At 66.9% G+C, this 23,220-nt stretch carries 20 protein-coding genes; 11 read left to right on the top strand and 9 right to left on the bottom strand.

Going from position 1 to position 23,220, the window contains the following annotated elements:
* Positions 1-90 precede the first annotated feature (90 nt).
* Positions 91-2,208 carry a penicillin-binding protein 1C gene (gene pbpC / locus U1872_RS11295; RefSeq protein WP_332793001.1) on the top strand — a complete coding sequence of 706 codons (2,118 nt, stop codon included), beginning with the start codon at positions 91-93 and terminating at the stop codon, positions 2,206-2,208.
* A 54-nt stretch (positions 2,209-2,262) separates the two neighbouring features.
* On the opposite strand, the gene U1872_RS11290 is transcribed toward pbpC, so the two are convergent.
* On the bottom strand, positions 2,263-2,769 hold the full coding sequence (locus tag U1872_RS11290; protein ID WP_332793000.1) for an RcnB family protein: 507 nt from the start codon (positions 2,767-2,769) through the stop codon (positions 2,263-2,265).
* 113 nt (positions 2,770-2,882) lie between these two features.
* Positions 2,883-3,389: an outer membrane protein assembly factor BamE gene (locus tag U1872_RS11285; protein WP_332792999.1), complete on the bottom strand. Its 507-nt coding sequence runs from the start codon at positions 3,387-3,389 to the stop codon at positions 2,883-2,885.
* A 112-nt stretch (positions 3,390-3,501) separates the two neighbouring features.
* On the opposite strand from U1872_RS11285, the gene U1872_RS11280 reads away from it, so the two are divergent.
* Both U1872_RS11280 and U1872_RS11275 read left to right on the top strand, forming a co-directional pair.
* Positions 3,502-4,011 (top strand): ubiquinol-cytochrome C chaperone family protein, encoded by a 510-nt coding sequence (locus tag U1872_RS11280; RefSeq protein WP_332792998.1) that lies wholly within the window; start codon positions 3,502-3,504, stop codon positions 4,009-4,011.
* A complete protein-coding gene (locus U1872_RS11275; protein ID WP_332792997.1) occupies positions 4,008-4,535 on the top strand; it encodes a YceD family protein in 528 nt (175 codons plus the stop codon). The genes U1872_RS11280 and U1872_RS11275 overlap by 4 nt, the downstream gene beginning before the upstream one ends.
* Positions 4,536-4,539: 4 nt before the next feature.
* Here U1872_RS11275 and U1872_RS11270 read toward each other — a convergent pair whose 3' ends face one another.
* From U1872_RS11270 to U1872_RS11260, 3 genes are all read right to left on the bottom strand, one after another.
* Positions 4,540-5,088, bottom strand: coding sequence for a SixA phosphatase family protein (locus tag U1872_RS11270; protein WP_332792996.1), 549 nt, complete (start codon positions 5,086-5,088; stop codon positions 4,540-4,542).
* 11 nt (positions 5,089-5,099) lie between these two features.
* Complete coding sequence (locus U1872_RS11265) at positions 5,100-7,823, bottom strand: ATP-dependent DNA helicase (RefSeq protein WP_332792995.1); 2,724 nt, start codon at positions 7,821-7,823, stop codon at positions 5,100-5,102.
* Positions 7,824-8,022: 199 nt separating this feature from the next.
* A complete protein-coding gene (locus tag U1872_RS11260; RefSeq protein WP_332792994.1) occupies positions 8,023-8,595 on the bottom strand; it encodes a Uma2 family endonuclease in 573 nt (190 codons plus the stop codon).
* Positions 8,596-8,649: 54 nt separating this feature from the next.
* Between U1872_RS11260 and U1872_RS11255 the strand changes: the two genes are divergently transcribed.
* Genes U1872_RS11255 through U1872_RS11245 form a run of 3 tightly spaced genes read left to right on the top strand, consistent with a single transcriptional unit; the run spans position 8,650 to position 12,480 of the window.
* Positions 8,650-10,218 (top strand): lysine--tRNA ligase, encoded by a 1,569-nt coding sequence (locus U1872_RS11255; RefSeq protein ID WP_332792993.1) that lies wholly within the window; start codon positions 8,650-8,652, stop codon positions 10,216-10,218.
* A 44-nt stretch (positions 10,219-10,262) separates the two neighbouring features.
* A complete protein-coding gene (nhaA, locus tag U1872_RS11250) occupies positions 10,263-11,483 on the top strand; it encodes a Na+/H+ antiporter NhaA (RefSeq protein ID WP_332792992.1) in 1,221 nt (406 codons plus the stop codon).
* Complete coding sequence (locus U1872_RS11245; RefSeq protein ID WP_332792991.1) at positions 11,476-12,480, top strand: histone deacetylase family protein; 1,005 nt, start codon at positions 11,476-11,478, stop codon at positions 12,478-12,480. Before nhaA ends, U1872_RS11245 begins: the two co-directional genes overlap by 8 nt.
* Before the next feature lie 81 nt (positions 12,481-12,561).
* On the opposite strand, the gene U1872_RS11240 is transcribed toward U1872_RS11245, so the two are convergent.
* From U1872_RS11240 to sucC, 3 genes are all read right to left on the bottom strand, one after another.
* Positions 12,562-13,491 (bottom strand): electron transfer flavoprotein subunit alpha/FixB family protein, encoded by a 930-nt coding sequence (locus U1872_RS11240; protein ID WP_332792990.1) that lies wholly within the window; start codon positions 13,489-13,491, stop codon positions 12,562-12,564.
* Positions 13,488-14,234, bottom strand: a complete 747-nt coding sequence (locus U1872_RS11235; RefSeq protein ID WP_332792989.1) for an electron transfer flavoprotein subunit beta/FixA family protein — start codon at positions 14,232-14,234, stop codon at positions 13,488-13,490. The genes U1872_RS11240 and U1872_RS11235 overlap by 4 nt, the downstream gene beginning before the upstream one ends.
* A gap of 200 nt (positions 14,235-14,434) precedes the next feature.
* Positions 14,435-15,634: an ADP-forming succinate--CoA ligase subunit beta gene (gene sucC / locus U1872_RS11230; protein ID WP_332792988.1), complete on the bottom strand. Its 1,200-nt coding sequence runs from the start codon at positions 15,632-15,634 to the stop codon at positions 14,435-14,437.
* 121 nt (positions 15,635-15,755) lie between these two features.
* Between sucC and U1872_RS11225 the strand changes: the two genes are divergently transcribed.
* On the top strand, positions 15,756-16,274 hold the full coding sequence (locus tag U1872_RS11225) for a sterol desaturase family protein (RefSeq protein ID WP_332793620.1): 519 nt from the start codon (positions 15,756-15,758) through the stop codon (positions 16,272-16,274).
* A complete protein-coding gene (locus U1872_RS11220; protein ID WP_332792987.1) occupies positions 16,271-17,020 on the top strand; it encodes a sulfite exporter TauE/SafE family protein in 750 nt (249 codons plus the stop codon). The genes U1872_RS11225 and U1872_RS11220 overlap by 4 nt, the downstream gene beginning before the upstream one ends.
* 1 nt (position 17,021) lies before the next feature.
* On the opposite strand, the gene U1872_RS11215 is transcribed toward U1872_RS11220, so the two are convergent.
* On the bottom strand, positions 17,022-17,957 hold the full coding sequence (locus tag U1872_RS11215; protein ID WP_332792986.1) for a ribose-phosphate pyrophosphokinase: 936 nt from the start codon (positions 17,955-17,957) through the stop codon (positions 17,022-17,024).
* A 525-nt stretch (positions 17,958-18,482) separates the two neighbouring features.
* Between U1872_RS11215 and U1872_RS11210 the strand changes: the two genes are divergently transcribed.
* From U1872_RS11210 to U1872_RS11200, 3 genes are all read left to right on the top strand, one after another.
* Positions 18,483-20,354, top strand: coding sequence for a methyl-accepting chemotaxis protein (locus U1872_RS11210; RefSeq protein WP_332792985.1), 1,872 nt, complete (start codon positions 18,483-18,485; stop codon positions 20,352-20,354).
* A 76-nt stretch (positions 20,355-20,430) separates the two neighbouring features.
* On the top strand, positions 20,431-21,651 hold the full coding sequence (locus U1872_RS11205) for a hypothetical protein (RefSeq protein ID WP_332792984.1): 1,221 nt from the start codon (positions 20,431-20,433) through the stop codon (positions 21,649-21,651).
* Between the two features lie 227 nt (positions 21,652-21,878).
* Positions 21,879-23,207, top strand: a complete 1,329-nt coding sequence (locus tag U1872_RS11200; protein WP_332792983.1) for a glutamate--tRNA ligase — start codon at positions 21,879-21,881, stop codon at positions 23,205-23,207.
* The last annotated feature ends 13 nt before the right edge of the window (positions 23,208-23,220 follow it).

Raw genomic sequence — 23,220 nt, 5'->3', positions numbered from 1 at the left:
TCCCGTGTACGCGGGAGGCCGGGCGACTGGGCGCGGCGCTTCGATGCGTGGGACTCCAGCATCCGCGGGAGAACCGCGGCGGCCTGGAGGATGCTGCGCACCCGGCAGGGGATGACGCTCTCGGCGCTGGCACTGGCGCTCATCGCCTTCGTCGCGATCGATTACGCTACGCTCCCCCCGCCGCTGCCCGGCTATGCGCAGGTCCGCGCTGCGTGGCGTCCGTCCGAGGCGTGGCTCTACGACCGCAACGGCGTGCTGATCGACAGCGCGCGCGTAGATTTCGCGGCGCGACGGCTCGCCTGGACACCGCTGCCCCATGTCTCGCCGGTTACGCGCGACACGATCGTCGGCGTCGAGGACCGCCGCTTCTTCCATCATGGCGGCGTCGACTGGCTCGCCTTGCTCGGCGTCGCCCGCGACCGCGCGCAGGGGACGCGCGCGCGCGGCGCGAGCACGCTGTCGATGCAGGTCGCCGGCTTTCTCGCGCCCGATCTCGCCGTGCCGGGGCAGCGCCACGTCTGGGACAAGCTCCGCCAGATGCGCGCCGCCTGGGCGCTCGAATCGGTCTGGTCGAAGGACGAGATCCTCGAGGCGTATCTCAACCTAGCCGGTTTCCGCGGTGAAGCGCAGGGGATCGGCGCGGCCGCGCTCGGGCTGTTCGGCAAGACCCCCGACGCCCTCGCGCGCGACGACGCCCTGCTGCTCGCCGCGCTCCTCCCCGACCCACAGGCCGACCCCGCCAGCGTCGCGCGGCGCGCCTGCGCGGTCAGCCACGAACCCGATTGCGCGCGCTTTGCAGGCGAGGCTGCGTCGATGCTCGGCCCGGCGCGCAGCCTGCAACTCGATCCCGGCCTCGCGCCGCATCTCTCCGATCGGTTGCTCACCAAGCCCGGGCTCAAGGTCACCACCACGCTCGACCGCCGCATCCAGAGCCTCGCGATCGTCGCGCTCAAACGCCAGCTGCAAGGCCTCGGCGGCGCCCGCGCACGCGACGGCGCGGCGGTGGTGATCGACAATGCAAGCGGCGACGTGCTCGCTTATGTCGGCGGGATCGGCGGCGCCTCGACCGCGCCCGCAGTCGATGGCGCGAACAGCTATCGCCAGGCCGGGTCGACGCTGAAACCCTTCCTCTACGCGCAGGCGATCGAGAAGGGCTATCTCACCCCCGCCTCGATCCTCGACGATTCGCCGGTCCAGCTCGACACCGCCTCGGGGCTCTACGTCCCGCAAAATTACGATCGCGGCTTCAAGGGGCCGGTATCGGCGCGCGCGGCGCTCGCGGGGTCGCTCAACGTGCCCGCGGTGCGCACGCTGCTGCTCGTAGGGGTCGATGCGTTTCGCGACCGGCTGTGGGATACGGGGTACCGCGGACTGGTCGAGGATGGCGATTATTACGGCTTCTCGCTCGCGCTCGGGTCGGCCGAAGTGACCTTGCTCGAGCAGGCCGCCGCCTATCGCAGCCTGGAGCAGGCCGGCCGCTGGTCGCCGCTGCGCCTCACGATGGATGCGCCACGCGAGCCGCCGCACGCGATCACGACACCGCAGGCGGCGTGGCTCGTCGCCGACATGATGGCCGATTCGAATGCCCGCGCGGTGACCTTCGGGCTCGATTCGGCGCTGCACCTGCCCTTCTGGGCGGCGGTAAAGACGGGGACGAGCAAGGCGCTGCGCGACAATTGGTGCATCGGCTTCACGCGAGAATACACGGTCGCGGTGTGGGTCGGCAATCTCGAGGGCGATTCGATGCGCGCGGTCTCCGGGGTCAGCGGTGCGGCGCCGGTGTGGCGCGACATCATGCTCGCGCTCAACGCCGACACGCGCGGCAGCCCGCCCCCGCGCCCGACGGGAATCGAAGCCCGCGCGGTCACCTTTGCGAACGCGATCGAACAGCCGCGCACCGAATATTTCCTCGCCGGAACGGGACAGACGCAAATCGCGGTCGCGCCCGCCGAGTCGCGCCGCCCGCGGATCACCAATCCCGTGTCGGGCAGCGTCTATGCGATCGACCCCGACATCCCCCCTAACCGGCAACGCCTCTCGGTCGACGTGTCGGGCGCGGTGACGGCGCATCGGCTGTGGCTCGACAAGACCGATCTCGGTGCTGCCGATTCGCAGCCGCAGATCATCGCCGGACCAGGTCTCCACCGGCTGCGGCTGACCGATGTCGCCGGCCGCGTCGTCGATCAGGTCCTCTTCACGATCCGCTGAAAAAAACGACGGCCGCCCCCTTTCGGAGACGGCCGCCGCCCGTGACGAACTGTCTTAGCGGTAGAAGCCGCGGATCACCTGGACGACATAGCCGCGACGCGTGTCGACGAGGATCACGTCGTTATAATGCCGCACCCATTGCTGACCCCAGCCGGCGCGGGGCAGGCGATAGCGCCACGGATCGGCGATGATGTAACGCCCGCCATAATAGGTCGGTGCGATGCGCAGGCCCGGGCGGAAGGCGGTGTAGCGGAACGGCGCGTTCCAATTGCCGCGGGCATAGAAGTTCGGGTTGCGGTCGCGCCAGCCACGCCAGTCGTCACGACCCCAGGCGCGATCGCGATCGCGCAGATCCTCGCGATATTCCTGGCGCGCGTCGCGAACGTCCTCGCGCTGGTCGCGAATGTCGCGGCGGTCGCCGCGCATGCGCGCATCCTGCAGGTCGCGCTGTTCCTGGCGAATGTCGCGACGGTCACGCCGCAGCTCTTCGTTCGATTGCGCGCTTGCGGCGACGGGAACCAGAGTCGCCGCCATCAGAGCGGTGAGAATGAGCTTACGCACTGTATCCTCCATATTCCGGCGGGCCAAAGGAGCGGCCGGGCCATGGAGAGGGTTTTGGCAGAGCGCGACTGAACGGAACGCGAATGCGCTTGTCAGCAATCCGTCAGGAAAGCTTACGGCGTATCGCGACCGCCGCCGGTGTTGCTCTGCCCACCCTGGCCGCCACCGCCACCGACCGCGCCGACGGTGCCGATATTGCCGAACAGCTCGTCGAAGAAGCTGCGCTTCTTGCCGAGCGTCGGGGTGGTCTTGCCTGACGGGCTGATCGACGCGACCTGCTCGACGCCCGAGCGGCGTACCGCGGTGACGGTGCCCTTCTCGTCGAAGCTGATACGCAGCGTCGTCTGCTCGCGCACCTTAGGGTTGTTATAGGCGAAATTGCGCGTCTCGCGCGACACGTAGTACCAGTCGCCCTGGTTGAATTCTGAGGTGAAGGTCGGCTTGCCGAGCACCGCGAGCACCGACTGGCGATTGTCGGTGCCGGCCTGGACCGAGTTCACCAGATCGGCGTCGATGACATAGCCCTGGTGCGATTTGAGCGGCACGCAGGCGCTCGCCCCGAACACGCACGATGCGAGGAGGGCGGCAGCCGTCAACTGGCGGACGGACTTAAGGCTCATCGACACTCTCCAAGGCACGCAAAGCTGGCCACGACGCATTGCACCGATGGACACGAAGCCTCAATATGCCGGGAAAGGCGGCCAAACAAGGGCGCGAAGGGATACACAGATTTTGGGCTGGTTTTCGAAGCTATTGGGGCGCGCGCCGGACGACGTCGCGCAAGCGCTCTACGCGCGCGTGATAGAGACCGCGCGCGCGCCGCATTGGTATGAGGCGGGCGGCGTGCCCGACACGCTCGACGGGCGCTTCGACATGGTCGCGGCGATCCTCTCGCTCGTCCTGCTGCGGCTCGAGGACGAGCCCGTCGCCGGCGCGGCGAGCGCACGGCTGACCGAGCGCTTCGTCACCGACATGGACGGGCAGCTGCGCGAAAGCGGCGTTGGTGACATCGGCGTCGGCAAGCATATCGGCAAGATGATGGGGATGCTCGGCGGGCGGCTCGGCGCGTATCGCGACGGGCTGGCGGCCGACGACCTGCACGCCGCACTGGAACGCAATCTGTATCGCAGTGGTTTGCCCGACACGGCGGCGGTCGCGCATACACAAGGCGCCTTGCTGCGGCTGCGCGATGCGCTGGCGGCGCGCTCGACCGAGTCGCTGATCGCGGGAGACCTACCATGAGCCATCCGGAATTTTCGCGCCTCGAGCGAATCGACACGATCGGCGAGGGCGAACGCAGCATCGCGATCGTCGCGAGCGAGGCCGAGCGTGCGGCGCTGGCGGAACGCTTCGGGCTGCTGTCGGTCGACCGGCTCGAGGCCACCTTCCGCATCAAGCGCGATGCCGCCGGCATCGTTGCGCGCGGATCGGTGACGGCAGCCGTCGTCCAGGCCTGCTCGGTGACCGACGAGCCCTTGCCCGAATCGGTCTCGGAAGACGTCGCGCTCCGCTTCGTCACCGAACAGGAAGCGGCCGCCGAGGAGGAGATCGAGCTCGACATGGATGCGATCGACACGATGCCCTATGACGGCGCGGCGATCGATCTGGGCGAAGCCGCGGCGGAAACGATGGCGCTCGCGCTCGATCCGTTCCCGCGCGGGCCCAATGCGGCGGCGGCGTTGCGCGCGGCGGGCGTGATCAGCGAGGAAGAGGCCAAGCCGGCGGGCGCGCTGGCCGGCCTGAAGGGTCTGCTCGGAAAAGTCTAAGCGTTCAGTCCTCGTCCGGCCCCAACGCCGGATCAAGGTCGCGCGGGCGGACGAAGCGGGTCAGCCGCCCGCCGCCCTGGGCAAGCTCGGCCCACTCGCCCTCGAATTGCACTTCGGCAATCGTCGCAGTCGGATATTTCGCCTCGAGCGCGACGCGCAGCGCATCCTGCGACTGCGGCACGAGTAGCATCGCCAGATCCTCGAGCCCGGGATTGTGCCCGACGAGCAGGACATGCGCCGCCTCGGCGGGTGATTCGTGGACGATGTCGAGCAAGGTCACTGCCGACGCGAGATAGATCCGCCGCTCCCACGCCGGGCCGAGCGTGCGGCCATAGCCGCTCTCGACCTGCGCCAGCGTTTCGACCACGCGCACCGCCGGCGAGGCGACGACATGGTCGAACGTCACCCCAGAGGTGCGCAGATAGCCACCGATCAGCGCGGCGGCGCGCTTGCCCTTGGCGTTGAGCGCGCGGTCGTAATCGCGCAGGCTCGGCTCGTCCCACCCCGATTTCGCGTGGCGAAGCAGCGTCAGCGTCTTGGTGCCGGCGGTCATGCGGGTCTCCGTCAGGCGGGTTCGCGCGCCTCATGCCCCGTTTGCGTGGCGGAGGGAAGCGCTCCCGCACGCGCGACCGCTTCATCGAGCGTGACACGGCGGATCGTCACGCCCGGCGGGAAGGCGGTGAGCAGCCGCGACGGGCACGCCGCCGACAGCAGGACGAACGCGCCATGATCGTCGGCGCGGCGGATCAACCGGCCGAACGCCTGCGCCATCCGCGCGCGCACGATGCGGTCGTCATACGCGCTGCCGCCCCCCGCAAGCCGCCGCGCGGCGTGGAGCACGGTCGGCTTGGGCCACGGCACGCCCTCCAGCACAACGAGGCGGAGCGAGCGACCGGGCACGTCGACCCCGTCGCGGAGCGCATCGGTGCCGAGCAGCGATGCCGCGGGATCGTCGCGGAAGATGTCGACCAGCGTGCCGGTGTCGATCGGGTCGACATGCTGCGCGTAGAGCGGCAGCCCGTCGCGCGCGAGCCGGTCGGCGATCCGCGCATGGACGCCGCGCAGCCGGCGGATCGCGGTGAACAGCCCGAGCATCCCGCCGCCGCTCGCCATGCCGAGCCGCGCATAGGCGTTGGCGAGCGCGCCCATGTCGCCGCGCTTGACGTCGGTGACGATCAGCACCTCGGCCTGGGTGGCATAATCGAATGGCGATTCGGCGGCGAACCGGCTCGCACCGCGCAGCAAATGCGTCGCGCCGGTGCGCGCTTCGGCGACCGCCCAGCCCTCCTGCCCGTCGGCGCCGCCGCCGCGCAGCGTCGCCGAGGTGACGAGCACGCCGTGCGCCTGCTTCAGCACAGTCTCGGCAAAGGGTCGCGTCGGGTCGAGCCAGTGGCGGTGAAGGCCGATGTCATAATCGCGCCCCTCGACGCGATCGACCGCGAGCCAGTCGACGAAATCGGGCGAGGCCGGCCCGCCGATCCGCGCGAGCAGCGACAGCCACGCCGCGACCGTCTCGGCGCGCCAGCCGAGCGAAGCGACCGCGCCTTCGATTCGCGCGCGTGCGGGTCCGTCCATCCAGTCGGGCCCCTCGTCGAGCACCGCCTCGAGCCGCCGCCCGAGCGCGACGAGCGGGCGCACCAGCGAATCGAGCGCTTGTGCCGCAGGCGCGGCGGCATCGATCAGGCCGGGGTCGGGCTCGGCCAGTTCGGTCTCGAGCGCATAGCCCGCGTCGCCATCCGCTTCGGCGCGCGCATAGGTCAGCCCGCGCACCGCAGCGAGCAGCGTCTCGATCGGCCCGAATGGCGCGCCCTCGCCGATCCGCTGCAGCCAGCCGTCGCTCGCCAGCCCCTGCGCCGCCGCCACCGCATCGGCGATCGCGCGCGCGCCGCCTTCGTCATAGCTCGCGACGTCGGACAACCGCGCGGCAAGACCTCGCCGCCGCCCGCGCCCGCCCGATTCGGGGCCGAGGATCCAGCGGCGCAGCTCGATCGTCTCGCTCCCGGTCAGCGCGGTCGAGAACATCGCGTCGGCGGCATCGAACAAATGATGCCCCTCGTCGAACACGTAGCGCGTCGGGCGCGTCGTCGATTCGCGGCCTCGCGCGGCGTTGACCATCACCAGCGCATGGTTGGCGATGACGAGATCGGCGTCGGCGCTCGCGCGCGCGGCCTTTTCGATGAAGCACTTCCGGTAATGCGGGCAGCCGGCATAGACGCACTCGCCGCGCCGGTCGGTCAGCGCGGTCGCGCCGTTGCGGCGGAACAGCGTCGGCAGCCAGCCGGGCAGATCGCCGCCGACCATGTCGCCATCGGCGCTATACGCCGCCCAGCGTGCGACGAGCTGCGCGAGGATCGCGGCGCGGCCGGCGAAACCGCCTTGCAGCGCGTCCTCGAGGTTGAGCAAGCAGAGATAGTTTTCGCGGCCCTTGCGCGTGACGACTTTGGCGCGGCGGGTCGCTGCGTCGGGGAAGAGGCGCGCGCTTTCATGGCCCAACTGGCGTTGCAGCGCCTTGGTGAAGGTCGACACCCACACCGCGCCATCGGCTTTCTCGGCCCAGAGCGAGGCGGGCGCGAGATAGCCGAGCGTCTTGCCGATCCCGGTGCCCGCTTCGGCGAGCACCATGTTGGGCGCGCCATGCGCCATGCGCGGGCCGAACGCCTCGCGCGCGGCCTGGGCGTAGGCGCGTTGCCCCGAGCGTTGCTCGGCGCCGCTGCCGGTCAGCCGGGCGAGCCGCGCCTGCGTCTCGTCGGCGTCGAGCGTCACCGTCCGCGGCTGCGGTCGCGGCGCGCCTTCGGACCATTCGCCGAGCTTCGAGAACAGCCAGCGTTCGGCGACATCGGGGGTCTTGAGCCGCTGCGCGAGGATCGGCGCCCAGGTCCAGCGCAGCTTGAACAGCGATTGCGCCGCGGTCCAGGCGCCCTCGCGCTCGGGCCAGTCGGAGCCGGGCGTCGTCATGCCGAGCAGCGCCACCGCCGCCTCGCGCAGGAAGGCGGCGATCTGGCCATCCTCGCTCGGCGCCTCCAGTCCGGCGACGCGCGCGAGGCCGCGCGGCGTCGGCACCATGAAGCGCGCCGGGCAGAGGAAGGCGAACAGTTCGAGCAGGTCGAGCCCCGACAGGTCGGCATAGCCGAGCCGCTGCCCGATCAGCGCGGCGTTGAGCAGGATGACAGGGGTATCGGCGGCAATCCGGATCGCCTCGCCGCGCCCGATCGGCCGCGTGCCCGAATCGTCCGCGATCCAGATGCCGCTGTGGCTGGCATGGAGGGCAGGATAGGGAAGCGCGGTCACGCCGGGTATATCGCGTAGGGGGAACGGAATGGCAACGCTCGAGGGATGGGTTTGCTCGCGTCACCATCAGAAACCGCGCTTCCCCGGCGAAGGCCGGGGCCCAGGAGCGAAGGTCCCGGTCTTCGAGCGTAACGCCTGCGTGCAACCGTTCCACGCCTGGACCCCGGCCTTCGCCGGGGAAGCGCGGGTGAGGGCGCCGTTAAAGGATGCCGCGCCCGTCGATCGTCAGTTCAGGCATGGTGGCACTGCGTACTTCCCCTGCGAGCGGCACAACGCGATGCTCGCCGAAGCCCGCGTCCCCCGGCTTCCAGAATTGATGGATTTCGCCCGTCGGCAAGGCAACGACCCAATATTCTGGGATCGTTTCGTGCGCATACATCGCGCACTTCGCGCCCAGATCACGCGCAATGCTGCTGTCCGCCACCTCGATCAAGATAGCGATGTCGCGCAGTTCGTAGTACCGATCATCCAAACCGCCGATCGCGACAATGACGTCGGGCTCGGGCAGATTGTGCGGCGAGAGCGCAAGGGTCGCTTCCGAAAATGCCGCGAAATCGGATCCGATCGCTTCGAGCGCGAGCTGCAAGCGGAACATCAGCTGACTTTTGACGCGGCTGTGCCGACGGAATTCGCCGTTCATGACCTCGATGACCCCCTCGATCAATTCGGCCTTGTGGTACGCATCGAACACGCCCGCGCGGTCCAGCAGCTCGAAGTCCTCGATGCGAAGCTTCAAGCGGTGCGGCTCCGTCAGGGGCAGCTGCATGTTCATGGGCTGAGCATAGCATTTGCGCTTCCCGCACTAAAGCGTCAAACGCTGGCGCATATGACCGACACAGCCCTCCGCACCGCCGCATTCGATTCCAAGGCCTGGCCGTATGAGGAAGCGCGCAAGCTGCTCAAGCGCTATCCCGACGGCAAGCCCGGCAACCAGCCCGTCGTCTTCGAAACGGGCTATGGTCCCTCGGGCCTGCCGCATATCGGCACCTTCAACGAAGTGCTGCGCACGACGATGGTGCGCCACGCGTTCCAGGCGCTGTCCGACGCGCCGACGCGGCTGATCGAGTTCAGCGACGACATGGACGGCCTGCGCAAGGTGCCCGACAACGTCCCCAACCAGGCGATGCTGACCGAGCATCTCGGCAAGCCGCTCAGCCGCATTCCCGATCCGTTCGAGAAGTTCGAGAGCTTCGCCGCGCACAACAATGCGATGCTGCGCGACTTCCTCGATCGCTTCGGGTTCGAGTACGAATTCATCTCCTCGGCCTCGCAATATGAAGCGGGGGTGTTCGACGATGCGCTGAAGGGCGTGCTGCGAAACTACGCCGGGATCATGGGTGTCATGCTGCCGACGCTGCGCAAGGAACGCGCCGCGACCTATTCGCCGATCCTGCCGATCAGCCCCAAGACCGGAGTGGTGCTCCAGGTCCCGGTCGAGGTCGTCAACGTCGAGGAGGGGACGATCCGCTTCACCGACAGCGACGGCGAGGTGCTCGTCCAGTCGGTGCTCGGCGGCCACGCCAAGCTGCAGTGGAAGGTCGATTGGGCGATGCGCTGGGTCGCATTGGGCGTCGATTACGAGATGTACGGCAAGGACCTGATCGACAGCGGCGTGCAGTCGGGCAAGATCGCGCGCGTGCTCGGCGGTCGCCCGCCCGAGGGGCTGATCTACGAGATGTTCCTCGACGAGAAGGGCGAGAAGATCTCCAAGTCGAAGGGCAACGGCCTGACGCTCGAGCAGTGGCTCGATTATGGCACGCAGGAGAGCCTGTCCTTCTTCGCGTACCGCGAGCCGAAGAAGGCCAAGCAGCTCCACATCGGCGTCATCCCGCGCGCGGTGGACGATTATTTCCAGTTCCGCGCCAGCTACGCCGCGCAGCCGGTCGAGCAGAAGCTCGGCAACCCGGTGCACCACATCCATGACGGCGCCGTGCCCGACACGAACCCGCCGGTCACCTTCGGCCTGCTGCTCAACCTCGTCGGCGTGCTCGGCGCGGGCGCGACGGCGGAACAGGTGCACGGCTATCTCAGCAATTATGTCGAGGGCGCCATCACGCCCGAGCTCGACGCGCTGATCGGCCATGCGCTGGCGTACAATCGCGATTATGTCGCGCCGACGCTGCAGCGGCGCAAGCCCGAGGGGATCGAGGTCGCAGCGCTCGAACGGCTCGACCGCGAGCTCGCCGCGGCGCCGGCCGACAGCTCTGCGGTCGATCTGCAGAACATCGTCTATGCGATCGGCAACGAAGGCGGCTTCGATCCGCTGCGCGCCTGGTTCGGCGCACTGTACGAGACGCTGCTGGGGTCGAGCCAGGGGCCGCGGATGGGGAGCTTCATCGCGCTCTACGGCGTCGAGAATTCGCGCAAACTGATCGCCGAGGCGCTCGCGCGCTAGGCGATCGCGCTGGTCTTTGCGCCTCGCGGCGATAGGGTGGCGCGATGACCAAGCGCAGCCCTTCTGCCCCGTTCCGCGCCGCGCGGTCGGCGCTCCGTACCTTCCTGCACCAGGAGGCGGCGGGCGGGATCGTCCTGATGGCGACCGCGGCGCTGGCGCTGATCCTCGCCAATTCTCCGCTCGCCGACGCCTATTTCGCGCTGCTCCACCACGTAACCGGCCCGACGCTCGCCCCGGCGATCGGCCCGATGACGGTCCATCTGTGGATCAACGACGCGCTGATGGCGGTATTCTTCCTGCTCGTCGGGCTCGAGATCAAGCGCGAGCTGATCGACGGGCAATTGGCGAGCCCGGCACGGCGGCGCCTGCCGATCATCGCCGCCGCCGCCGGGATGGCGGTGCCCGCTTTGGTCTATCTCGCGATCACTGGAGGTGCTGCCGACCTGCGCCCGGGCTGGGCGATCCCGGCGGCGACCGACATCGCCTTTGCGATCGGCGTGCTCGCCTTGCTCGGCAGCCGCGTCCCGCCTGCGCTGAAACTGTTCCTGACGACGGTCGCGATCGTCGACGATTGCGGCGCGGTGGCGATCATCGCGCTCGCCTACAGCAACGGTATCGACTGGATCGCGTTAGCAGGCGCGGTCGGCGTGCTGCTTTCAATGTACACCTTGAAGCAGCGCCGCGTGTGGGCGCTGTGGCCGTATCTCATCGCGTTTGCGGCGCTGTGGTGGCTGATCCTGCTGTCGGGGGTCCATGCGACGATCGCCGGCGTGCTCGCCGCGACGATGATCCCGATCACGCGCTCGCCCGGCGCGCCCGACGACGAGCATTCACCGCTCCACCGGCTCGAACATGCGCTGAGCCCGTGGGTCGCGTTCGGCATCGTGCCGCTGTTCGCGCTGGCCAATGCCGGCGTGTCGCTTGGCGGCATGAGCTTCGCCACGCTAGGCGATCCGCTCGTGCTCGGCATCGCGGGCGGGCTTTTCCTCGGCAAGCAGGCCGGGATCATGGGCGGCGTCGCGCTGTCCGAGCGGCTCGGCATCGCCAAGCGCCCGGCGGGGATGCGCTGGATCCAGCTCTACGGCGTCGCACTGATCGCCGGGATCGGCTTCACGATGAGCCTGTTCATCGGCGGGCTCGGCTTCCCCGACAGTCCGCACCTGCAGGATGAAGTGAAGATCGGCGTGCTCGCCGGCTCGATCGTCTCGGCGATCGCGGGCTTCCTCATCCTGCGCTACTGGCCCGACCGGAGATCGCATGCGTAAATATTTCTCGCCCGCCCAGCTTGCCCATGCCCCCGCGCGCGAACTGCACAATGGCGGCTTCACCGCTTATGCCGAGACGCCCGCGCGCGCCGAGACGATGCACGCCGCGCTCGGCGGGACCGAAATCCCCGCCGATTTCGGGATCGCCCCGATCGCGGCGATCCATGCCCCCGACTATCTCGCCTTCCTGCGCGAGGCCCCCGCGCGCTGGGCCGCCGCCGGGCGACCGGGCGACGCGATCGGCTATGTCTGGCCGGTGGTCGGGCGCCGCGCGCTCACGCTGGATCGGATCGACGGGCAGATCGGCCGCTACAGCTTCGATGCCTCGACCCCGCTTACCGCGCAGACCTGGGACGCGGCCTATTGGAGCGCGCAGAGCGTGCTCGCGGCGACGCACGCGGTGCTTGGCGGCGACCGCGCGGCCTTCGCCTTGTGCCGACCGCCCGGCCACCATGCCGGCACGGACTATTATGGCGGCTATTGCTACCTCAACACCGCCGCGATCGCCGCGCAGGCCGCGCGCGACGGCGGGGCGCGACGCGTCGCGATCCTCGACATCGACTATCATCACGGCAACGGCACGCAGGACATCTTCTGGGAGCGCGGCGATGTCTTCTACGCGAGCGTCCATGCCGACCCGGCGACCGACTATCCCTTTTACTGGGGCCATGCCGACGAGCGCGGCGACGGCGACGGTCGCGACACGACGCTCAACCTGCCCTTGCCGCAAGGCGCGTCGCTCGATGCGTTCCGCAGCGCACAGGCGCAGGCACTCAACGCGATCGCGGCTTTCGCGCCCGATCTGCTCGTCGTGAGCTTCGGCGCCGACACGTGGGAGGGCGACCCGATCTCGCACTTCAAGCTGACCACCGCCGACTATGCGCTGCTCGCGCAGGACATCGCCGCGCGCGGCTGGCCGTGCGTGATCGCGATGGAGGGCGGCTATGCGGTCGACGCGCTCGGCGCCAACGTCGCGAGCCTGCTCAGCGGTTTCTGACGGCGCGCCGCACGCCAAAACGGAAAAGGGCGGCGCGATTCGCATCGCGCCGCCCTTTCTGTTTCGCAGAGGTACTGCCGATCAGAGCTTTTCGGTCAGTTCCGGCACCAGCTTGAACAGGTCACCGACCAGGCCGAAATCGGCGACCTGGAAGATCGGCGCATCCTCGTCCTTGTTGATCGCGATGATGACCTTCGAGTCCTTCATGCCCGCGAGATGCTGGATCGCGCCCGAAATGCCGACCGCGACATAGACTTCGGGGGCGACGATCTTGCCGGTCTGGCCGACCTGATAGTCGTTCGGTGCATAGCCCGCGTCGACCGCGGCGCGCGATGCGCCGACGCCGGCGCCGAGCTTGTCGGCGAGCGGATCGATCAAAGCATGGAACTGCTCGCTCGAGCCAAGCGCACGGCCGCCCGAGACGATGATCTTGGCCGAGGTCAGTTCGGGCCGCTCGGAGGCAGCGATTTCCGAGCCGACATAGGTCGATACACCCGCATCGCCCGTCGTTTCGACCGCTTCGATCGTGCCCGTACCGCCCTCGGTCGCGACCTTCTCGAACGCGGTGCCGCGCACCGAGATGACCTTCTTGGCATCCGTGGTCTGGACGGTCGCGATCGCGTTGCCGGCGTAGATCGGCCGCGTGAAAGTGTCCTCGCCCTCGACCGACAGGATGTCCGAGATCTGCATCACGTCGAGCAAGGCGGCGACGCGCGGTGCTATGTTCTTGCCGTTGGTCGTCGCGGGCACGAGGAACGCGTCGTGCGATTCCATCAGCTTGACGACGAGCGGCGCGACATTCTCGGCCAGCGCATGCGCATAGGCCGCGTCGTCGGCGACATGGACCTTGCCGACGCCGGCGAGCTTGGCGGCCGCCTCGGCAACCGCGCCGACGCCCTGGCCGGCGACGAGCAGGTGGACTTCACCGAGCTTCGACGCTGCGGTGACGGTGGAGAGGGTGGCGTCCTTTACAGTCGCGCCATCATGTTCGACCCAGACGAGCGTCTTCACTTTGCGACTCCCATGGACTTGAGCTTGCCGACGAGTTCATCGACGTCGGCGACCTTGATGCCGGCCGAGCGCTTCGCCGGCTCGACCACTTTCAGCGTGGTCAGGCGCGGCGTGACGTCGACGCCGTAATCGGCGGCGGTCTTCTGCGCCATCGGCTTCGACTTGGCCTTCATGATGTTAGGCAGCGAGGCGTAGCGCGGCTCGTTGAGGCGCAGGTCGACGGTGATGATCGCGGGCAGCTTCAGCGTCTCGGTCTCCGAGCCGCCATCGACTTCGCGCGTCACGGTGACGCTGTCGGTGGCGAGCTCGACCTTCGAGGCGAAGGTCGCCTGGCCGACGCCGAGCAGCCCTGCCAGCATCTGGCCGGTCTGGTTGTTGTCGTCGTCGATCGCCTGCTTGCCGAGGATGACGAGGTCGGGCTTTTCTTCCTCGACGATCTTGGCGAGCAGCTTGGCGACACCCAACGGCTCGACCTTGGTCTCCGAGACGATCAGGATCGCGCGGTCAGCACCCATCGCGAGCGCAGTGCGCAGCGTTTCCTGCGATTTCTGCTCGCCGATCGAGACGACGACGATCTCGGTGACACCCTTGTCCTTCAAGCGGATCGCTTCTTCGACCGCGATCTCGTCGAACGGGTTCATGCTCATCTTGACGTTGGCGAGGTCGACCCCGCTTCCGTCCGCCTTCACACGGGGCTTCACATTGTAATCAAGCACGCGCTTGACCGGCACCAGCACTCTCATCGGGGTTCCTTCCAAGACTATCTCTTGCTCGACGGCATCGGCGCCTCAAATGGCGGTTTCGCGCGGTTTTCGCAAGTCCGGTACGTCAGCCGCGGTTGCCGTAGCGGCACCATCCGCGACTCGAACGCACCTCAAACGCGAAAGGGCCCGGCCGTTTCCGTCCGGGCCCTTTCCTGGGTCGAATCAGGGGCGTGACGCGATCACGCGGCCTTCTGCACCTCGGCGACGATCTTCTTGGCGGCATCGCCCAGATCGTTGGCGGGGACGATCGCGAGGCCCGAATTGGCGAGGATCGCCTTGCCGGCCTCGACATTGGTGCCCTCGAGGCGGACGACCAGCGGAACCGAGAGGTTCACTTCCTTCGCCGCGGCAACGATGCCTTCGGCGATGATGTCGCACTTCATGATGCCGCCGAAGATGTTGACCAGGATGCCCTTCACGTTCGGATCGGCGAGGATCAGCTTGAACGCGGCCGTCACCTTCTCCTTGTTCGCGCCGCCGCCCACGTCGAGGAAGTTGGCCGGGAACATGCCGTTGAGCTTGATGATGTCCATCGTCGCCATCGCGAGGCCGGCGCCGTTGACCATGCAGCCGATGTCGCCGTCGAGCTTGATGTAGGCGAGGTCGTACTTCGACGCTTCGAGCTCGGAGGGATCTTCCTCGGTCTCGTCGCGCAGGTCCATCAGGTCCTTGTGGCGGAACAGCGCGTTGTTATCGAAGCCGACCTTGGCGTCGAGCACCATCAGCTTGCCGTCGTCGGTGACGGCGAGCGGGTTGATCTCGATCTGCTCGGCATCGGTGCCCATGAAGGCATCGTACAGCTTCGATGCGACGAACGACGCCTGCTTGGCGAGATCGCCCTTGAGCTCTAGCGCAGCTGCGACGGCGCGGCCGTGATGCGGCTGGAAGCCGGTCGCCTGGTCGATGTCGATGCTGTGGATCTTCTCGGGCGTGTCGTGCGCGACGGTCTCGATGTCCATCCCGCCCTCGGTCGAGGCGACCATCGACACGCGGCCGGTGGCGCGGTTGACGAGGAGGGCGAGGTAAAATTCCTTGGCGATGTCGACGCCGTCGGTGACGTAGAGGCGGTTGACCTGCTTGCCGGCGTCGCCGGTCTGGATCGTCACCAGCGTGTTGCCGAGCATGTCGGTCGCAGCCGCGCGAACTTCGTCAGCGGTCTTGGCGAGGCGGACGCCGCCCTTGGCGTCAGGGCCGAGTTCCTTGAACTTGCCCTTGCCGCGGCCGCCGGCGTGGATCTGCGCCTTGACGACATAGAGTGGCCCGGGGAGCTTTTCCGATGCTGCAACTGCTTCCTCGACCGACATTGCCGCGAAGCCCGCGGGAACGGGCACACCGAATTTCGCCAGGAGTTCCTTGGCCTGATATTCGTGGATGTTCATGAGCGCGTGCCTTTCCAAGGATCGGGTTTGCGGGGGGCTTAAGCACACACGGGGGTGCGAATCCACCCCTTCGCAGTTGCGAACACTCGCTATCGGACGCGTGGCGCGCTATATCGTCAGCATGTCGCTGATCTCCGGTCTGTTGCTCTTTCTTGCCACCGTCGCTGGGATGGAGCTGTTCGCTTATGCTGCGCATCGCTGGGTGATGCACGGCTTCGGCTGGTTCCTGCACGAGAGCCACCATCGCCCGCGCACCGGCAATTGGGAGCTGAACGACCTGTATGCGGTGATCTTTGCGCTGCCGTCGATCACGATGCTGGTGTTCGGCGTCCAGCTCGGCTGGTGGCAGGGTTTCACCTGGATCGGCGCGGGGATCGCGGCGTATGGTGCGATCTATTTCGGCTTTCACGACGTCATCGTCCACCGCCGGATCCCGACGCGCTATCTGCCTAAGTCGGCCTATATGAAGCGGATCATCCAGGCGCACCGGCTGCACCATGTCGTCGAGACCAAGGATGGCACGGTCAGCTTCGGCTTCCTCGTCGCGCCCAAACCGGAAGATCTGAAAGCCGAGCTCAAGCGCCGCAAGCGCGCTGGCGTTCGCGCGCCGGTCGGCCAGACGACGCTCATCCCGGATTGAACGAACCGCTGCTTTTCTACGCGCTGGCGGTGCCGGCGGTGGTGCTGCTCGGCCTGTCGAAGGGCGGCTTTGCAGGGCTCGGCGCCTTGTCGCTGCCGATGCTCGCGCTCGCCATCTCGCCGGTGCGGGCGGCCGCGATCCTGCTGCCGATCCTGATCGTGCAGGATATTGTCGGCGTCTGGGCGTTCCGGCGTGATTGGGATGCGGCGGTCCTCGGCTGGATGCTGCCGGGCGCGGGCGCCGGGATCCTGATCGGCTACCTGTTCGCGGCGCAGGTCTCGACCGCGGCGGTGCTCGCTTTGGTCGGGGCGATCTCGCTACTGTTCGGGCTCTACCGGCTGTCGAGCGAGCGGCGCGGCACGCTGGCCGTGGCTGCGCAGGCGCCCGGCTGGGTCGGATCGCTGCTCGGCATCGCCTCGGGCTTCACCAGCCAGATCGCGCATGCCGGCCAGCCGCCGTTCCAGGTCTACGTCCTGCCGCGCCGGCTGCCGCGCGACGTGCTCGTGGGGACCACCGCGATCTTCTTCGCCGCGGTCAATTGGGCGAAGGTCCCGGCCTATTGGGCGCTCGGCCAGTTCGACCGCGACACGCTCGGCGTCGCGGCGGTGTTGCTTCCGGTGGCGATCGCCTCGACCTTCGCCGGCGTCTGGCTGGTCCGCCGCGTCTCGCCCGAACGCTTCTACACCGCGATCTACGCGCTGATGGTGCTGGTCGGCGTCAAGCTGATCTGGGACGCGCTCGCCTGACTTAGTCGAACAGCGATGATACCGACGATTCGTCGGCGATGCGGCGGATCGCTTCTGCGAGCAGCGGTGCGATCGTGAGGTGCCGAATCTTCTTGGCGGCGGCGACGATCTCGTGGCTGCCGAGCGAATCGGTGATCACCAGTTCCTCGAGCGCCGAAGTCTCGACCCGCGCGACCGCGCCGCCCGACAGCACGCCGTGCGTGATATAGGCGGCAACGCCCGCGGCGCCTGCTTCCTTGAGCGCGGCGGCGGCGTTGCACAGCGTGCCGCCCGAATCGACGATATCGTCGATCAGGATGCAGAAGCGCCCCTCGACCTCGCCGATGATGTTCATCACCTCGGATTCGCCCGCGCGCTCGCGCCGCTTGTCGACGATCGCGAGCGGCGCATTGTCGAGTCGCTTGGCCAGCGCGCGCGCGCGCACCACGCCGCCGACGTCGGGCGAGACGACCATCAAGTTGCGATTGCCGTAGCGCGTCAGGATGTCGGCCGACATCACGGGGGCTGCGAACAGATTGTCGGTCGGGATGTCGAAGAAGCCCTGGATCTGCCCGGCATGCAGGTCGACCGAGAGCACGCGGTCGGCGCCCGCGACGGTGATCAGATTGGCGACGAGCTTGGCCGAGATGGGCGTGCGCGGGCCGGGTTTGCGATCCTGCCGGGCATAACCGAAATAGGGGACGACCGCGGTGATGCGCTTGGCCGACGCGCGTTTGAGCGCATCGATGCAGATCAGCAGCTCCATCAGATTGTCGTTCGCCGGATAACCGGTCGATTGCAGCACGAACACGTCCTCGCCGCGGACATTCTCCTGGATCTCGACGAAGATCTCCTCGTCGGCGAAGCGCCGGACGAGCGCGTCGGTCAGCGGCAGCTCGAGATACGCGGCGATATCGCGCGCGAGCGGCAGGTTCGAATTGCCGGTCATAAGTTTCATGGGCAATCGCTCCTCGCCGTTCGTCTGTCGATCCCTTAGAAGGGCAGCAACGATCGGGGAAGGGTCTGCGGGGTAATCCTGCCACGAGGCGCGACATTCGCGCAGCGCGAGGCTGAAGATCTCGCCGCCAATCGCGTCCGTCTTCACGGTCGACACAGCGGAACGCGGCGATGGTCGAGCAAATTGCGACGGCGCCGCGCGACCGCACTGGCGAGGTCCGTGCCTTTGGCGAGCACGCCAGCCGCAGCGCGACCCATAGCCTGCTCTGATCCCCACCGCCATTGAGCGTGCGCACTTACGGCCTTGAAAGCTGGGCCAGAGGATGGCTGTCGCGACCGACCGGCTTTGACAGCCCGCAACCAGGTAGGTGAAATTCCTGACTCGGAATCTCAAATGTGCCCTTTCCTGTTTCGAGCGGCCTATCAAAACAGCAATCGAACACCATTCCTATCCGACTCACCTATAACGAGAATAACCACATCCGGGCGTTGGGCATCGGAGGTCGCCACACTGTCAGGATGATAAATGAAGATACTGCAGAATGCGAAAATCTCTATCAAGATCGTGTCACTCTTGCTTTTCCTGGGGGCCATTACTCTCCTGATCGCATGGAACGGATCCAGCCAGCTTTCCAAGGCAGATACTGCTTACTCAGGTGCGATCCTGTCGCAGCAAGATACAACCAAATTGGTCCGTGCAAATCGCAATACATCCGACATGCTGTATTCGTCGTATCGGGCGTTGGTTTACGACGGCAACAGCAAGGCTGCCCATGACGCAGCAGCGGCAGAACAGGCTTCATTTGCAGCTGCGAAGAAGAATTTTGCAGAGGTTATCGCCGCAGAACCCGAGACGGCTACTGCCCTGAATAAATTCGTCGGGCAGCTGGATGATATCCATGGCTTTGCTACGACTGCTGCCAGGTATGGCCTAGCGAACCAAGACGCGGCCGCAGCAGCAGAGCTGGCGCGCGCAGACAGCGAAATGCAGTCCTACTACAAGGGCTTGGTTGAGTTCAACAATGCCCGCAGTGAATCCGCGAATGCGACATCGACACGTCTTTCCGCGGAAGCGGCAACGACTTCGTTTTGGATCATCCTAATTGCCCTGATCGGCGTTGCAGGCGGTATCGGATTGGCCGTTGTCATCACGCGATATGGCATCACTGGCCCGCTCTCTCGTCTTCAGACGCTGATGGGCGAAATCGCCGCCGGAAATTATCGGAACGACGTCGTCGGAACCGACCGCGGTGACGAAGTCGGCGCCATGGCCAAGGCGGTTTGCGTCTTTCGCGAAAATGGCCTCGCCAAAGAGGCCGGCGACAAGGCGAAGGCGCGGGCCGACGCCGAGCAGAAGCTCGTCGTCGATACCATCTCGATGCATCTTTCGGAACTCTCGGGCGGCGATCTGACAGCCGTGATCAAGGTCGAGTTTCCAGAGGATTATGCCGTCCTCAAAAGCAATTTCAACGAGGCGATGGACAATCTTCGCGACTTGATCGGCGCGGTCGGGGAAAGCGCGACTGCAATCCAGACGGGTTCGGGCGAAATTGCGCAGGCATCGGAAGATCTGGCGCGACGTACCGAAGGCAATGCGGCTTCACTGGAAGAGACCGCCGCCGCGATCACCCAGATCGATAGCCGCCTGAAAGCAAGCGCCACCGCCGCGTCGCGCACCGTGGAACGCGCCGACCAGGCGATCCACACCGTCGGTGGTGGCCGTGCGGTTGCTGACGAGGCGGTTCAGGCAATGGGACGCGTATCGGACAGCGCCAAGGGCATCGACAGCGTGATCGAAGGGCTCGACAAGATCGCCTTCCAGACGCGCGTCCTGGCGATGAACGCCGCCGTCGAGGCGGGGCGTGCCGGTGATGCGGGCCGCGGCTTTGCGGTCGTCGCGGATTTGGTCAGCGCGCTGGCGATGCGCGCCGAAGAGGAGGCAAAGCGGGCCCGTGACCAGCTAACCGTCACGCAGACCGACATCGGTATTGCGGTCCAGGCGGTGGTCAAGGTCGATGGGGCACTGACCACGATTACCAGCGATGTTGGCCAGGTTCATGAATTGCTCGGAACGATGGCTGCTGACAATCAAGCGCAGTCCGCCGCCATCACCCAGATCTCGGCAGCGATCAGCGATATGGACAAGTCCACCCAGCAGAACGCCGCGATGGTGGAGGAAACCTCCGCCGCCGCACGCAACCTGGCAGGCGAGGTCAACGGCCTCTCCCAACAGGCCGCACGGTTCAACGTCGGCAAGACTGCCGCCACCAATCGATCGAACCCGATGGCCAAGGGTGTCAAGACCAGTGCCAAGGTCTATGCGTCGCCGATCAAGCCCCTTCCGGCAGCGGCCGTTGCCGCAATGGTCCGCCCCGATAGCGACTGGGCCTCATTCTAGGCGCCAGCGTGGCCCGTCGACGCCACACGGCATCGGCGGGCTTCGCTTAACGACGGCAGAGGCATCTGGAGGACATATGAAATCGTCCCTGTTAGGGATCCTGGCCGTGGGAAGCACATTGCTATGCCAGCACAAGGCTGACGCACAGACGGTGGTGCTGAAGCCGCTGGCAGACGCGCGGCTGCGCCTTGAGGTCGTCGATCAAGCGCCCAATCCCAGCGAGGCCGAGGCCGTCACCGTGCGCATCCGGACCGGCGTCAGCGCAACCCGCGGCCGGGTTTCGGCGCTGATCGAGAACGAGGCAACGCTAGCGATCGTCGGGCAGTATTTTGACGGCGTGAAGGGCAATCCTGCCTATCCGGCGGTTGGCGACCCCCAGAATATCGAACTCAATCGTGCGCAGATCCGTTACGCGCTGCCGGGCCAGGGCTCGGTCACGGTCGGCCGCCAGCTTATCGAACTCGCTGATCAGCGCTTCGTCGGGTCGGCTGCATTCCGCCAGAATGAACAGACCTATGACGCCGTGCACGTAACATGGTCTGGCGTGCCCAAGGTCTCAGCCGATATCAGCTACGTTTGGAGCGTGCGAACGGTCAACGGCATCAACGGTCGCGGCGTCAAACCGCAGGCAATCTCCGGTCATAATCTGTTCGCGTTGCTGGGTTACGCGACGCCGTTCGGAACGATGACCGGCTTTGCCTATGTCGTCGATGCCGACGCAGCCGCAGTGCAGGCGTTTCGGCTGTCGAGCCAGTCCTATGGCGCCCGGTTCGCCGGCACGACCCCCATCGGCCGAGGCCTGAAGCTGGCGTATGTCGCCAGTTGGGCGCAGCAGAGCGCTTACCACCGCAATCCGAACCGCTATGTGGCGCAGTACTACCTCGCCGAAGGATCGGTCAGTCGCGGCATTGTTACAGCGACGCTTGGTTATGAAGTGCTTGGCGCCTCCAGCGGCGTCGCCTTTACAAGCTTTCAGACGCCCTATGCGGCGCTGTTCAAGTTCCAGGGCTGGAGCGATCGTTTCACGACAACGCCCCCGGATGGTGTGCGCGATCTCTACGCCACGCTCGGCGCCGGCTGGAAGAGGGGCGGCAAGGTTAAGGGGATCAACCTGCTGGCAAGTTGGCACCGGTTCGAAAGCGATCGGCTCGTCCGGCATTACGGGAATGAAATCGACCTTCTCGTCGCAGCCAAGGTCGGCCAAACCACGTTTTCCGCCCGTTCGGCGCATTACGATGCCGATCGGTTTGCCACCAACACCCAAAAGGTTTGGCTGACGGCGGAGTGGTCGCTTTAAAAATCTAAAAGGGCGTCGGCGAGGCAGACGCAACACGCGCTTTGGCGTGCGCCATAACCGAGCGCCGGAATGAACAGGTCGAACGCGGGATTGGGATCACGCCGCTTGCTCACGAGGCAAACCTTGAGCCGCGAGCAAGCGGTTGATCTCTCGTTGGTAGCAAGCGAACATCAGACGGCACCGCTCAATCGCTTGCTCCTGCGAGGTCCGCTCCTTAGGTCGTTGCAATGACCATCCGCACCCGTTTCGCCCCCTCGCCCACCGGCATGCTCCACGTCGGCAACATCCGCGCCGCGCTCCACAACTGGCTGTGGGCGCAGGCGAAGGGCGGCGAATTCTGGCTGCGGATCGATGACACCGATGCCGAGCGCAGCGAACAGCGCTTCGTCGATGCGATCCGTGCCGATCTCGCCTGGCTCGGGCTTGTCCCCGCTGGCGAGCGCCGCCAGTCGGAACGCTTCGCGCTGTATGAAGCCCGTTTCGCCGCGCTGCGCGACGCCGGCCGCATCTACCCCGCCTATGAGACGGCGCAGGAGCTCGACCTCAAGCGCAAGATCGCCGCCGGGCGCGGGCTGCCGCCGGTCTACGACCGTACCGCGCTGGCGCTGAGCGACGCCGAGCGCGCCGCGCTCGAGGCCGATGGCGTCAAGCCGCACTGGCGCTTCAAGCTCGACCATGCCGCGCCGATCGCGTGGGACGATCTGATCCGCGGACCCCAGAAATTCGACGCCGCGACGATGAGCGATCCCGTCATCCGTCGCGCCGACGGATCGTGGCTCTACATGCTGCCCTCGGCGATCGACGATGCCGAGATGGGGATCACGCATGTCGTGCGCGGCGAGGACCATGTCTCGAACACCGCGCTCCAGCTCCAGATGTTCGCCGCGATGGGCGTCACGCCGCCCGCCTTCGCGCACGCGGCGCTGCTGGTCGGCTCGGAAGGCAAATTGTCGAAGCGCTTGGGCTCGCTCGGCGTCGACCATTTCCGCGACGTCGGGATCGAGCCCGAGGCGGTCCGCGCCTTGCTCGCGCGGATCGGGACGAGCCTGCCGGTCGAGCCGCTGGTCGAGACGCAGCCGCTGATCGACAGCTTCGACTTCGCCAAATTCGGCCGCGCGCCGGCGCGCTTCGACGAGGCCGAGCTCGCCGGATTGAACGCCAAGATCGTCCACCAGCTCGATTATGCGCACGTCGCCGACCGGCTTCCCGCCGGTATGGGCGAAGCGGAATGGGCAGCGGTGCGACCCAATCTCCAGACCGTCGCCGAAGCGGCCGACTGGTGGGGCGTGATCGAGGGGCCGATTACCGCCGAGCGCGACCCCACCGATGCCGATTTCCTCGCTGCCGCCGCGCGGGCCGCCGAGTCGCTCGGCTGGGACAGCGACCCGTGGCACGCGCTGACCGCGGCGCTGAAGGCCGAAACCGGACGCAGCGGCAAGGCGCTTTTCCTGCCCTTGCGCCGCGCGCTGACCGGACGCGAGCACGGCCCCGACATGAAGGCCTTGCTCCCGCTGATCGGGCGCGAACGGACGCTCGCGCGCCTGTCGGGGGCGTGATGCGACAGGATAT

Origin of the sequence: Parasphingomonas frigoris, assembly GCF_036663815.1 — a bacterium.
Lineage (GTDB): Bacteria > Pseudomonadota > Alphaproteobacteria > Sphingomonadales > Sphingomonadaceae > Sphingomonas.
Note: the sequence above shows the minus strand (reverse complement) of the source record. Positions and strands in the feature narration are given on the sequence as shown.